Annotated in this window: 12 protein-coding genes; 4 read left to right on the forward strand and 8 right to left on the reverse strand. The window is 65.9% G+C overall.

The annotated features are described in order from the left end of the window. Positions 1-209 precede the first annotated feature (209 nt). The gene (locus ACFQO4_RS14420) at positions 210-437 is read left to right on the forward strand and encodes an LSM domain-containing protein (protein ID WP_253437509.1); all 228 of its coding nucleotides are present in this window, start codon (positions 210-212) and stop codon (positions 435-437) included. Next, a complete protein-coding gene (locus tag ACFQO4_RS14425; RefSeq protein ID WP_500261574.1) occupies positions 434-610 on the forward strand; it encodes a 50S ribosomal protein L37e in 177 nt (58 codons plus the stop codon). Before ACFQO4_RS14420 ends, ACFQO4_RS14425 begins: the two co-directional genes overlap by 4 nt. A 116-nt stretch (positions 611-726) precedes the next feature. Here ACFQO4_RS14425 and mutS read toward each other — a convergent pair whose 3' ends face one another. From mutS to ACFQO4_RS14455, 6 genes are all read right to left on the reverse strand, one after another. Next, positions 727-3582 (reverse strand): DNA mismatch repair protein MutS, encoded by a 2856-nt coding sequence (gene mutS, locus ACFQO4_RS14430; protein ID WP_500261575.1) that lies wholly within the window; start codon positions 3580-3582, stop codon positions 727-729. Positions 3583-3665: 83 nt separating this feature from the next. Beyond that, the gene (locus ACFQO4_RS14435; protein ID WP_500261576.1) at positions 3666-4070 is read right to left on the reverse strand and encodes a CHY zinc finger protein; all 405 of its coding nucleotides are present in this window, start codon (positions 4068-4070) and stop codon (positions 3666-3668) included. Between the two features lie 171 nt (positions 4071-4241). Then, positions 4242-4817, reverse strand: coding sequence for a gas vesicle protein GvpO, halophile-type (gvpO, locus tag ACFQO4_RS14440; protein ID WP_500261577.1), 576 nt, complete (start codon positions 4815-4817; stop codon positions 4242-4244). Between the two features lie 62 nt (positions 4818-4879). Beyond that, positions 4880-5929: a gas vesicle protein GvpN gene (gene gvpN, locus ACFQO4_RS14445; RefSeq protein WP_500261578.1), complete on the reverse strand. Its 1050-nt coding sequence runs from the start codon at positions 5927-5929 to the stop codon at positions 4880-4882. A 9-nt stretch (positions 5930-5938) separates the two neighbouring features. Then, complete coding sequence (gvpA, locus tag ACFQO4_RS14450; RefSeq protein WP_312909280.1) at positions 5939-6226, reverse strand: gas vesicle protein GvpA; 288 nt, start codon at positions 6224-6226, stop codon at positions 5939-5941. Positions 6227-6309: 83 nt separating this feature from the next. Further along, positions 6310-9153 carry an AAA domain-containing protein gene (locus tag ACFQO4_RS14455; RefSeq protein ID WP_500261579.1) on the reverse strand — a complete coding sequence of 948 codons (2844 nt, stop codon included), beginning with the start codon at positions 9151-9153 and terminating at the stop codon, positions 6310-6312. 163 nt (positions 9154-9316) lie between these two features. Between ACFQO4_RS14455 and ACFQO4_RS14460 the strand changes: the two genes are divergently transcribed. Next, the gene (locus ACFQO4_RS14460; RefSeq protein WP_500261580.1) at positions 9317-9829 is read left to right on the forward strand and encodes an SPW repeat domain-containing protein; all 513 of its coding nucleotides are present in this window, start codon (positions 9317-9319) and stop codon (positions 9827-9829) included. A gap of 39 nt (positions 9830-9868) precedes the next feature. Here the strand turns inward: ACFQO4_RS14460 and ACFQO4_RS14465 are convergent, their stop codons facing one another. Beyond that, the gene (locus ACFQO4_RS14465) at positions 9869-10129 is read right to left on the reverse strand and encodes a hypothetical protein (RefSeq protein ID WP_500261581.1); all 261 of its coding nucleotides are present in this window, start codon (positions 10127-10129) and stop codon (positions 9869-9871) included. 189 nt (positions 10130-10318) lie between these two features. Between ACFQO4_RS14465 and ACFQO4_RS14470 the strand changes: the two genes are divergently transcribed. Beyond that, positions 10319-10870 (forward strand): hypothetical protein, encoded by a 552-nt coding sequence (locus tag ACFQO4_RS14470; RefSeq protein ID WP_500261582.1) that lies wholly within the window; start codon positions 10319-10321, stop codon positions 10868-10870. 103 nt (positions 10871-10973) lie between these two features. Here ACFQO4_RS14470 and ACFQO4_RS14475 read toward each other — a convergent pair whose 3' ends face one another. Then, positions 10974-12299: a dicarboxylate/amino acid:cation symporter gene (locus ACFQO4_RS14475; protein WP_500261583.1), complete on the reverse strand. Its 1326-nt coding sequence runs from the start codon at positions 12297-12299 to the stop codon at positions 10974-10976. Between the last annotated feature and the right edge of the window lie 253 nt (positions 12300-12552).

Consider the following 12552-nt stretch of genomic DNA (forward strand, 5'->3'; position numbering starts at 1 on the left):
CGGCACTGCTTATATTCCGAATCTAGCGGTAAACCTTCACCCGTCGCCCAGCCACCCACAAGATGGTATTCAGTATATAAATATTCCCCTCATTTAAATAGTCGCGGTGCTTCAATTGCGTTCGACTCGAGGCTAGCTCCGGACCAGGGCGGCCCCACCCGAGCAGCCGGACCGGTACGGTTAAGTGTCCAACAACTGCCTTCACGTGTATGAGTGGACGACCGCTAGACGTCCTCGAAGCGTCACTCGGCGACCGGGTCAGCGTTCGACTCAAGAGCGGCGAGGAGTACGTCGGCGATCTCGCCGGCTACGACCAGCACATGAATCTCGTCCTCGAGGACGTCACCGTCTCGCAGGAAACGGACCCGACCGACGAGCCGTCGGTCCAAGACACAACCATTATACGCGGCGATAACGTCGTTTCGATCACTCCATGACTGGCGCAGGAACCCCGAGCCAAGGAAAGAAGAACAAGACGACGCACGTCAAATGTCGGCGCTGCGGTGAGAAATCCTACCACGTCAAGAAGGGCGTCTGCTCGTCGTGTGGCTTCGGCAAGTCCGCCAAACGCCGCTCGTACGCCTGGCAGGGCAAAGCCGGCGACAACTGACGGGAGACGATCTGACGACTCTTCACGTATCGACTCGGTGATCGCGCCACTTCTCGTCTGTCGATCATCGGTTGCTTTCCCTCCCCGATAGCCACGCTTCACCAACCAGTCCTGACTCACTCCTCGAGCAACCGCTTCAGCCGATCGAGTTCGGTGAGTGCTTCGACGGGAGTCAGGTGGGCCAGGTCGAGTGCCCGGAGCTCGGCCGCGACGTCGCTCGGGTCGTCGCCGCCGTCGGAACTCACCGTTGGCGCGGGAGTCGATCCGACGTCGCTCGAGGCGGCTGCAGAACTCTCGCCCGACCTGCCACCGGCTGAATTACTGGCTGCTGAGTCACCTTCGTCACCGTCGACCAACACGCGAGCGCGCTCGACGACCGGGTCGGGAACGCCCGCCGCCGTCGCCACCTCGACACCGTACGAGCCGGCAGCGGCGCCGGGGGCAATTTCGTGGTCGAAGGTGACCTCGCCGTCCACCTGTGTCGTCTCGAAGTGGCGGGTGAACGCCCCCTCGAGGTCGTCGGCCAGTTCGGTAAGTGGATGGTGGTGGGTCGCAAAGAGCGTCAGCGCCCCGATTTCGTCGTGGAGGTACTCGGTAATCGCACGGGCGATAGCGAGGCCGTCGCTCGTCGAGGTGCCCCGGCCCACCTCGTCGAGGAGGACGAGCGACCGCTCGTCGGCCTCCTGGAGGATCGTCGCCAGTTCGTCCATCTCGACCATGAACGTCGATCGCCCGCCCGCGATGTCGTCGCTAGCGCCGACTCGGGTGAAGATCCGCTCGACCGGCGTGAGCGTCGCGCCTCGAGCGGGTACGAAGCTCCCCACCTGCGCCAGCAGGACGATCTGGGCGACCTGACGCATGTACGTCGACTTTCCGGACATGTTGGGTCCCGTAATGATCGCCAGCCGATTCTCGGCGTCGAAGCGCCCGTCGTTCGGGACGAACGACTCCTGGGTTCGTTCGACGACGGGGTGACGGCCGGCCTCGATTTCGATGCGGGAGGCGTCTCCATCGCTGTCGCCCCCAGACTCCAGTATCTCGGGCCGACAGTAATCGTACTCGGCGGCGACGGTCGCCAGCGAACACAGCGCGTCGAGCGCCCCGAGGGCGTCGGCGAGCGTCTGGACGCGCTCGACTTCCGCACCCACGTCGCGACGAATCCGACAGAACAGGTCGTACTCGCGCTGGTCGGCCCGACTCTCCGCGCCAACGATCTCGTCCTCGCGCTCTTTCAACTCGGGCGTGACGAAGCGCTCAGAGCGCTTGAGCGTCTGTCGGCGCTGGTAGTCCTCCGGGACGGCCTCGAGGTTCGGGTTCGTGACCTCGATGTAGTAGCCGTGAACGGAGTTGTAGCCGACCTTGAGCGAGTCGACGCCCGTCCGTTCGCGCTCGCGGTCCTCGAGGTCGTCGATCCACTGCTTGCCGTCCCTGGCCGTCTCCCGGAGGGTATCGAGGCGGTCGTCGTAGCCGTCGGCGACGATGCCGCCTTCGGTGATCTCGTGGGGCGGGTCGGTGACGATGGCCCGGTCGATCAGCCGACGGACGTCCTCGAGCGGGTCGAGTGCCTCGCGGATTCGCTTCAGTCGACCGGCCTCGGCGTCCTCGAGCGCGTTCCGGATTTCGGGGACCGTGGCGAGCGTGTCACGCAACGAGCGCAGATCACGCGCGTTGGCTCGCTCCCGGGAGATGCGTCCGATGAGCCGCTCGAGGTCGTACACGCCCGTCAGCGCGCCCTGGATCGCCTCTCGGGTGCGGGGGTCTCGGGAGAGTTCCTCGACGGCGTCGAGGCGGCCGTCGATCCGTTCGGCCTCGAGCAGCGGTCGCCGGAGCCAGTCCCTGAGTTTGCGACCGCCGAGGGCGCTCGCCGTCTGGTCGAGGACGCCGACGAGGGTGGCCTCTTCGCGGCCGTGAACGCCTCGCGGTTCGAAGAGTTCGAGGCTTCGGACGGCGACGGCGTCGAGTAGCAGGTACTCGCGGGGGTCGTACCGGCGGAGTCGCGAGAGGTACTCGAGACGTGGGCGGTCTGGTTCGTCGCCCTCGTCTTCGTCTCCGTCTCTACCTCCGTCTACGTTTTCGTCTCCATGGTGCTCGGGCTCGGCCGATCCACCGTCGTCCGTCTCGCTGTCGTCCCTCTCCTCGTGCCCGTGACCGTGGTCGTCCTCGTCCACAGCCCCCTCGACGCCCCCACGAACGTACTCCGCGTAGGCGAGCACGGCGCCGCAGGCGCGAACCTCCGCATCGCTCGCGACGAGCGCCTCTGTACGAGCGACGTACGTCTCGAGGAGATCCGTGGCCCGCTCGAGGTCGAACGCCTCGGGTTCGAACGGCGTGACCATACACCGCTCCGGGAGGATATCGTCTGGGGCGTTCGGGCCGAGGACCGCCTCGGCGGGGGTGAAGCGGCTAATCTCGTCGGCGATTCGTTCGGCGTCGCTCGCGCTGGTGGTCAGGAAGTCGCCGGTCGAGACGTCGAGGAGGGCGAGGGCGACGTCCGTGTCGGCGTTGGCGTCCGGGTTCAGGTTCGCGGAACCGTCGCCAACGGCGACCGCTGCCACGAAGTTGTTGTCGTCGCTCGAGAGCAGTTCGTCCTCCGTGAGTGTTCCGGGCGTTATCACCCGGGTTACCGCCCGTTCGACGACGCCCGCCGACTCGCCCGGTTCCTCGACCTGATCGGCGATGGCGACTCGGTAGCCGGCTTCGAGCAGGTCCTCGACGTAGGTGGCGGCGTTGTCGACGGGAATCCCGGTCATGGGATACTCGCCGGTCGAATCCTCGCGGCTGGTGAGGGTTAGCTCGAGCAGCCGCGCGGTCGTCTCAGCAGCGCCGCCGAAGGTCTCGTAGAAGTCGCCGACCTGGAAGAGGACGATGGCGTCGTCGTACCGGGCACAGAGGTCGTGGTACTGGGCCATCATCGGCGTGAGTTCCGCGCGCCGCTCGGACATCGATTCGGGGGGACCAAGCGCGGAGTCCATACTCGATAGCGGCGTCCGAACGCAAAAATACCTGCTGGGTTGGCCACGGTTCGTCTCGGACGGCGGCCGTTATCCGTCGAGAGTCAGCGAGTTCCGTCCGTCAGGCTCGTATCCGCGCGGTCGCTCGAGTCTACCCCCTCCACGTGCGAGCCGACGCCCTCGAAGTACAGGTGGACGTGTCGTCGACAGCCCGGGTTGAACAGCGCACCACAGCGCGAGCAGGTGTGCTCGCAGTCGAGGTACTCGGGGGCCGTCATGGTCGATCCACAGGCGCCGCAGTAGACCGCGGGCTCGTCGAACCGGTCGCGCGGCCACGGGACCGCCTCGTGGTCAGTCACGGCCTCGTGACACTGGTAGCACGCGAAGAAGTCCCCACAGCAGCCAAAGCGAAGGGCGACGACGTCGCGGTCGCTCCGGTAGTGGGCACAGCGGGTTTCGGCGTCGAGGTCGACGCCTCGGACGAGTACGTTGCGATCGGAGTCGTACACGCTCGAGACGTCGAGTTCTGGAAAGGAGAGTGTTGCGTCGGCGGGGTTTCGAGGGGGCCGACAGTTGCAGGACTCGAGGGTACTGGCCGGGTTCGAGGCTACCAGCAGGACACGACGGTATCGGCAGGCCTCGAGGCTACCGGCCAAACACCAGACGTGTAGGCCGTCCGCTCACTCGAACGCGACCGTGTCGCCGCGACGGAACCGGTCGAGGCGTTGGTAGCCCTGAATCGCGCCGTCCGAGTCGAGGGTGAGTTCGTACCGCCCCAGGATGTCCTGGGTGTCGGGCACCGCTCGTCGCTCGATCACGTCGACGACCGCCACCCAGCCCTCGTCGGTTGGCGAAATTTCGCTAATCGTATCGAGGGGGTGGCCGATGATCGAATCGGCAGCGCGCTCGATTCGCCGTCGGATCGCGAGGAATCCCTCGAGCTGGTCGTCGTCCGTTTCGGCCTCGATGTCGACGTCGTCGGTGTCGACCGCGTCTGGGTCTGTGGTTTCCTGTTGGTTCATCTGTGAGTCCTCGCTGGTATCGCCGGTTTCGTCGGTTTCGTCGGTGTCCTCCGTAGCCGACCCCTCCGTAGCCGACTCGTCGGCGTTCTCGCTCGCCTCCTCCTCGTCGACCGTCTCGTCGTCCGGCCCGTGCTGGTGGCAGAATCCATCCTCCTGGGCGGGCCGCGAACACCGCTCTCCGGAGGACGTGATCGCCTTACACTGGTCGGTCGACGCGGATTCTGCTTCGGCCATAGGTTTTCTTTCGTCGTCGAGCGAGTTAGTGGTTGGTGTACGTTGGGTAGTGGGTGCGTCGATCAGATGACGTCCGCGACGCGGTCCTCGAGGGTGGCGACGTCCGACCCGTCCTCGCGACCGGCGAACTTGGGCGCCAGGACGTCGGTGAAGACCGTCACGAGTACCTCGTCGTCGACGGCGTCGTCGTTCCCGGAGCCGAAGACCGCGAGCCCCTTCGCCGCCGTGATGGCGACGCGGGTCCCAACGACCACGTCGAGTTCCTCGCGAAGCGCACGCGTCGCGTCGACGACCCGCTCGATCTGGTCGTCCGGCAAGTCAACGTGCGCAGCGACGATCTCGCGCTCGGTCTCGGCGTCGTAGTAGTCGACGTGGACGCCGACCATTCGATCCAGCAGGGCGTCCTGCGGTTCGTGGACGCCCGCGTACTCGGCCGTGTTCGAGGTGAGGATCGCCCGGAACTCCGGATGGACGTCGATCTTTCGATCGTCGCCACGTTTTCCCGGACGCTCGAGGACACCCTCCTCGAAGACCGACAGCAGGACGTTGTGGGCGAGCGGGTCGCTCCGGGAGAACTCGTTGTAGACGAGCGTCGCGCCCTCGCGGGCGGCCACCGAGAGCGGGTTGTCGACCCACCGCTCGCGCACGACCTCGGTCCGTTTGTGGACCCCACTGACGTACTGGTCGTCCTCGACGTAGCTCTCGCCACCGGCGTGCTCGCCAACGAGGGTACCCGTGTCGACCGCCTGGTCGCCGTCGATCCAGACGACCGGACGACCGCGTTCGGCCGCCGCCGAGAGCGCCAGCGCGGTCTTCCCGCAACCGGTCGGCCCGACGACGTGGACTGGCTGGTCGGCTTCGAGCCAGCGCCCGATCCGGGTCGTCAGTTCCTCGACGGCGTCGGTCGAGACGAACGGTTCCGGTGCCGCCGACTGGGGCGAGCGAAGGACGTCGGTGCTGGCGTCGGCTGTACCAGTGGCGCCGCTCCCGTTACCCTTTTCCTTCGCTGCCCGACGACGTTGTTTTTCTGCCTTCCGTCGCTCCTTGACAGATCGGTCGCTCCTGATCTTCCGTCCGCGAACCTTTCGCTTGCGTCCGGAGTCCGAGCCCATTCGTGGTGATCACTCGGCCGCCGACTTCGGCGACGATTCAGGTCGCTGCTCGATCTCGAGTTCCTCGAGGTCCTCGAGATCGCCCTCGGAACTTGCCCGCTCTATCTTCGATATTTCCTCCGCATAATGGAGGAACGTGTCGACCGAGGCGACGACCACGCGGGCTTCGACGGTCAGGAGTTCGATCCCGACGACCGAGACGCGCGCCCAGATGTCGATGACGACGCCTTTGTCGAGGATTCGGTCGAGTACTTCGGCGAGACTTGAGGAGTCGGGTCTGCGTTGTGGTGCTGCCATACTGTATCTACGTATACACTGGATGCGGGTTGACGACTTGGATTGCACCTGCAAGCTACCCTCGTCCTGGCCGAAACCGGGAGCTACCGGTAGGCCCACTCGAGCAACCGCGCGTAGACTTGATCGGACTCGAGCGCCGCTGGATCACCGACCAGAACGAGTGCCCGTTTGGGTCGGGTGAGCGCGACGTTTATCCGCCGGTAGTCCTCGAAGATCGGCCCCTCGAGGTCGCCGGTCGCCGTAAACGAGATGACGATCACCTCCTCGCTCGAGCCCTGGAATCGGTCGACGGTGTCGACAGTGACGTCGCCCGGGACCGCGTTCGAGATGGTCGCAACCTGTGCTCGGAAGGGCGCGATGACGCCGATCTGGCTTCGGTCGACTCCCGCCCGCTCGTAGGTCTCGATCAACTGGGCGATACGGTCGGCCTCGACGGCGTCCGTGTATTGCTCACCGTCACCCTCGACCGGGACGAACGCGACGGGGTCGCGGAGGGATTCGGGAAGAGCGTCGCGGGAGACACCCTCGAGGTCGTCGAGGGCCCGGCCGGCCACCTCGGGCGTCGCTGGGCGAAGTTCCCCGTCGTAGAATTCTCGCGAGGCGAACGACTGGATGCGCTGGTTCATCCGGTACTGGCGGTCGAGCATCACGCCGGCGTCGGGGTGGAGGTCGACGAGGCGCTCGAACAGCGAGGTCGAGAGGTCGTTCTCTGCACGCACGACCGGCGGGAGTTGCTCGTGATCGCCGACCAGAACGAACCGGTCGGCGAGTTCGATGGCGGCGTAGGTGCCCGGTTCGGTGAGCTGGGCCGCCTCGTCGACCAGCGCCACGTCGAACGACTGCTCGGCCATGATCCGGGAACCGCACGAGGCCGTCGTCGCCGCGACCACTCGTGCGCTCTGGAGTTCCTCGAGCCGTTTCTCGGGGTGGCCCGACCGCTCGAGGCGGTAGCGCTGCATGTCCTCGCGGACTCCGCTCTCGCTGCCGACCCGGACGACGGAGTCGGGGTCGATTCCGGCCTCGTCGAACGATTCGAGGACGGCCTCGAGTGCGTTGTCCACGGCGCGGTTGGTAAAGGCCGACAGGAGGACGCGCTCGCCGCGCTCGACCATCTCGGTAATCGCGCGAGCGATGGTGTAGGTCTTCCCGGTCCCCGGCGGGCCGTGGATCAGCGCACAGTCCCGGGCGCCGACGGCCTTTCGCACCGCCTCGTCCTGTGCAGTGTTGTTATCGACGAACGTCTCCTCGAGGTCGTCGAACTCCGGCTGGACGCGACCGAAGAGGACGTCCTTTCGCCGCTGGTCGCCCTTCAGCAGGGCGTCGTGCAGGGCCGTCAGCAATCGATCGGTCGTGAGTTCGGAGGGGTAGATGTCCAGCCGAGTCACCTCGACGGGTTCGTCGGCGGTCAGGACGACCTCCTCGTCCAGCCGTTCGATGCGGGCGAGTTCGGCCTCCCCCCGAACGGGATGACCGTCGCTCGCGAGCACCAGGTCGCCCTCGCGGATCTTCGAGGTCGCCGGGGAGCGCTGGCGTGCGCGCAACTCCCAGCGCCCGCCCTCGAGTTCGCGCATGCCGTCGAACTCGAGGTCGATGATCGCCCGGTCGTCGTCGGCGCGTTCCTCGGCGGTCTGTTCCCAGAGCTTGGCGTACTCCCGGTGGACCTCGCGGCGCTCCTCCTCGATGGCGTGGTAGAAGCGATCGAAGTGCTCGAGTTCCTCGTCGGGGAGCGCCTGGCCGATGGACCCGGCCTTCGACTCCTGGTCCAGGCGCCCGGAGACGACCATGCAGGTGTCGCGCTCGAAGCAGTACTCACACTTCGCGTCCGCTTCCTTTCCGGTCGGGATCGACCCCGACATCTCCATCGCCGCGATCTCGTTTCGCAGGCGGACGACATACTTCAGGAGTCCGGCCCCCATCGAGAAGTCTTTCGCGGGCGTGAGGTCGCCGGTCTCCTCATCGCGCTCGAGTGCGGAGTTCTTGGTGTAGAGCAGGGTTCCGGTATCGACGGGGTCGGCGTGTTCCTCGAGCAGGAGGGCGTAGCAGGCCGCCTGCACCTTGTCCTTGAACCGGGGTTCCTTCCGGAGGTTCTTTCCGGTCTTGAGTTCGACGGGCGCCCCGCGGCGGATGGCGTCGGCCCGCCCGCGGATGCCGAAGGTCTCGCTGATGAGCAACTGCTCGGAGCGCCACTCGTTTGCTTCGGGGGCGAACGATTGAGACGAGTTGTCGACAGTAGCCGACCCGTCTTCGGTGGCAGCGGCCACCCCATCTTCGGCGGCAGCGGCCACCCCATCCCCACCCGTAAGCCGACCCTGCTCGAGCCATCCCTCGATGGCCGCGGCGTTCTTCCGGACGTCCTCCTCGACTGTTGCAGGCGACTCGCCGAGCAGGCCCAGTTCGAGACCGCGGTCGTCGATCCGCTCGTCGATGGCGGCCTCGAGGTCGCGACCACGGAGCAGGTCGCCGAAGACCTCGTGGACGATGGTCCCCTTGACCACGGGATAGTTGAGCGGAACGCCCGAGAGCTTGTTCAGGTAGTACAGGCGCGGGCACTCGACCCAGTTGCGAATAGCCGTCACGTTCACGAGGAAGCTCGGTTCGACGACGACATAGGACTCCTTCGTCGTCGAGTACTGCGTCTCGCCCTGGTACTCCCGCTCCTCGGCGTTCGTGACCAGTAGTTCCATTCCCGGCTCGAGGCGTTCGGCGGATTCGGTCCACTTGCCCCAGCAGGTGACCGTGGCCGTGTCCGCGTCCGTGTCCGATTCCGAGTCCCGGTTCGACCCCGTACTAGCCGCTGCCTCCGAACCCGTCGCCTCGCCCTCGAACGACTCCACGCGAACGGGCACCTCCGCGAGTTCGCTCTCGCCGTAACTCGTCGACACCGTTCGGATCGACACCTCGCCGGCGACGGTTCCGCGTACGTTCACGGCTATTCTGACGGACCCGAGAGGGAAAAACGCTATCGGTCGCTCTCGCGTCGCTCCCACGGATCGTTTCTGGCCCGGAAACACCGTATTACCGGAGTAGTTGCCCACAGAAGGCCGTAACGGTAGAACGGGCTTTTGTCGATCCTCGCCGACCGACGAGACCGTGAGACAGTCGAACCGACGAGCGCCCACCCCGCTCGAGATCATGGCCGATCGCCACGCCGAATCGACCGGGAGTCACCGAACCATGGAGCGTGACCCGCACGACGAGTCGACCCAAATCGCGAACGAAGAGCGGCGGAAACAGACGCCGATTCTCAGCGCGATCATCGCCGGACTGGGCCTCTGGGTCGCGCTCTCGGGACTCCTCCTCGACGTGGGAGCGACGTCGACCGCGGTCACGAACAACCTCCTCGTCGGCCTCGTCATCGCACTCGCGGCCGGATACAACTACTATCGTGTCCGACACGACGTCCCGCTGAGCCCGGTCGTCGCCTCACTGGTCGCCATCCTCGGCCTCTGGCTGATCGTCGCGGCTCCCGCCCTCGGAATGGTCGGCGCGCTGTTCTGGAGCACGTTCGCCGCCGGCCTCCTCGTCGTCGGTCTCTCGGGCTGGACCGTCTACACGGCTCGAGAAGCACGATCCGTGACGGGGGAAGCCCGATCGCGGTTCTGAGTTCGGGTCACGGTTCGAGGGGAGTCCGTTCGATCCACGTTACGGCTCGAGGGGGACTCCTTCGAGTTCGAGTTCGAGTCGCCGCCGCCGATGGGTCGCCTCGAGAAAGCCGGCGGCGACGGCGGCGAATGCGCCCATGACGATTGCGAAGCCGATCACGGGGAGGAGCGGTCCGTGGGTGAGTACCCCGATCGCGAGCTGGGCGAACGCGAGGACCACCGGTGTGACGACGACGAGCGCGGTTTCGACGGGTGCGGTTCGAAACAGTTCCGTCAACGGGAATGTATCGATGGCGGGCATACGAAATCCGTTCTTACCGGAGTCCGGAACGGGGGTTTCGTAGCTCTTGTGGTTCTCGAGCGATCCCGAAACCGATCACGAGACGGCGATTCAATCCCGCATTTGTCTGGAAACGTCGCCTTACGCAGCGGACGGGGCGCAGGTCGCCCCGACCGATACGTATTTTCTTCCCGACGCGTATCCTCGAGTATGCGGATTCGTGACTGGCAGGACGTGCTCGAGGACGTCGTCGAACGGGACGTCGACCCCGAGGGCTGGCGCGCGGTCGCCGGCGACCGCGCTCGCGGGGTCGGTAAGGACATGTACCTCGCCCACCCTCGGGTCGGGCTGTTCGTCCTGAAGACCTATGCGAAAAATCCCTACGAGGTCAGAGGCGTCGGGAGCCGGGTCGCCCGCCGACTGGACGACGAGATCGGCTCGTTTCTCCCCAACGAGGAGACGCCCAGCCGGTTCGCCGTCCAGTCCCCGCCGGAGGACGAGGACCACGCCCAGTCGGTTGCCAGACGCCTCGAGACCGTCGTCCAGACCCACGCTGACGCGCCCACGCGGCCACAGGACATCTTCGACGACGTGATGGGCGCCCTCGAGAGCCCCGCGTTCGGACCGATGGCCTACGACCAGTACGACCGCCCCGACGAACTCGAGGGGCTGTCCAACGAGTTCGAAGACGCCGAGAAGTTGCTGGATTCCGAACTCGAGGACCTGATCGAAGAGGACGCGGTCGATCGCGGGTTCATGTAGCGAGCGTCGTCGTCATCTATCACGAATGACGTTGGCGAGAACACTCGAGGAGAACGGCTGGCAAGATACTCGACGAATACACTCGACGAGAGCAACTCGTTCGTCAATCGGTCGTCACGGTCTCCTCCGGCCCCCCGTCAACAGGCGCGTCGGCCCACGCCCCGTCCGCGAGGTCGATCGCCCCGGTCCACTTGCCGACGACCGACGAGACCGCGAGGTCGCCGGTGACGTTGTTCGTCGTCGCGATCCGACCGAGGATCGGATCGACCCCCGCGACGAAGCCGACGATCTCGAGGGGCAGGCCGAGCGCGTTCAGGATGACGGTGAGCATGATGAGCCCGGCCCCGGGGACGCCGGCCGTCCCGATGCTGATCAGGATCACCGTAAAGAGGACGAGCACCTGTTCGCCCAGTCCCAGCGAGATGCCAACCATGTTCGCGGCGAAGACGGCCGTAACTGCCTGCCGGATCGCCGCGCCGTCCATGTTGATCGTCGCCCCGAGGGGCAGCCCGAAGCCGTAGACCGACTCGTCGATCCGCAGGTTCTCCTCGGCGTTCGTGATCGTGACGGGCAAGGTGGCTGTCGAGGAACGCGTCGTGAACGCCATCAGCATGGCGTCTTTCGCCCCATTGAGGAAGTCAAGCGGCGACTGCCCGAGGATTCCGATCGTCATCACGCCGAGGTAGGTGACGGTCATGTGGATCACGATCCCCACCGCGATGACGCCCACGAGCGCGCCGAGTTGCACGATCGCCCCGAGTCCCTCGGTCCCGATCGACGCAGCCATCAGCGCGAAGACGCCGATGACGCCGTACTCCAGGACGCCCCAGATGATCTTGAACAGCGCCTGCGTACCGGCGTCGATGAACGCGAAGAAGCCGCCGATCGCCCCTTCGACGGACTCGTCGCTCGTGGCCTCGCGGACCGACGTCAGCGCGAGCCCGAAGACGATCACGAAGAAGATCGTCGCGAGGATGTCGCCCTCCACCATCGCCCCGAGCGGGTTCTCCGGGACGATCCCCAGCAGGACCTCCGTGACCGTCGGCGGCTCGGCCTCTCGAGCCTCGCCACCGGTGAACTCCACGGCGGTACCAGGGTCGAACAGGTTCGCGACTGCGAGGCCGATGACGGCCGCGACGGTCGTCGTTGCGATGTAAAGCCCGACCGTGAGCCCGCCGACTTTACCCAGCCGAGACGGGGTCAGCTTGCGGATCCCGCCGAGCAGCGTGAAGACGATGATCGGGATGATGAGCATCTCGAGGAGACGCAAGAAGAGATCCCCCAGTGGGCTGAGAACGCCCGCCCGTTCCCCGGCGACGGCGCCGAGGGCGGTGCCGAGGACGAACGCGACGGCGATGCGGTAGATGAGTGGGACGGATCGATACGTGCTCCACAGGCGCCGGTGGAGCGACGCGCGGGTCTGGCTCATTGGCTTCGCTTCTAGCTGAGGCCATCAATCGGTGTCGCTGTCGGTGAGATTCTCCGCCACCTGTGACAGCCAACCGTTTGCGCTACGCTCCTTCGCTTCGCTCAGTCGCTCGGCAAACCGTTGATGAAAAGCACGGCGTCACCCCCTCCGGCGCGGCAAAGCCTCGCCTTCGAGGGATTCCTTGGCTCGCTCGCTCACTTTATTCGCTCGCGATGAGTGCACACTCCTCATCTTATACCCCTCGAGTTCGACG

This window comes from Saliphagus sp. GCM10025334 (genome assembly GCF_042663485.1).
Lineage (GTDB): Archaea > Halobacteriota > Halobacteria > Halobacteriales > Natrialbaceae > Natronosalvus.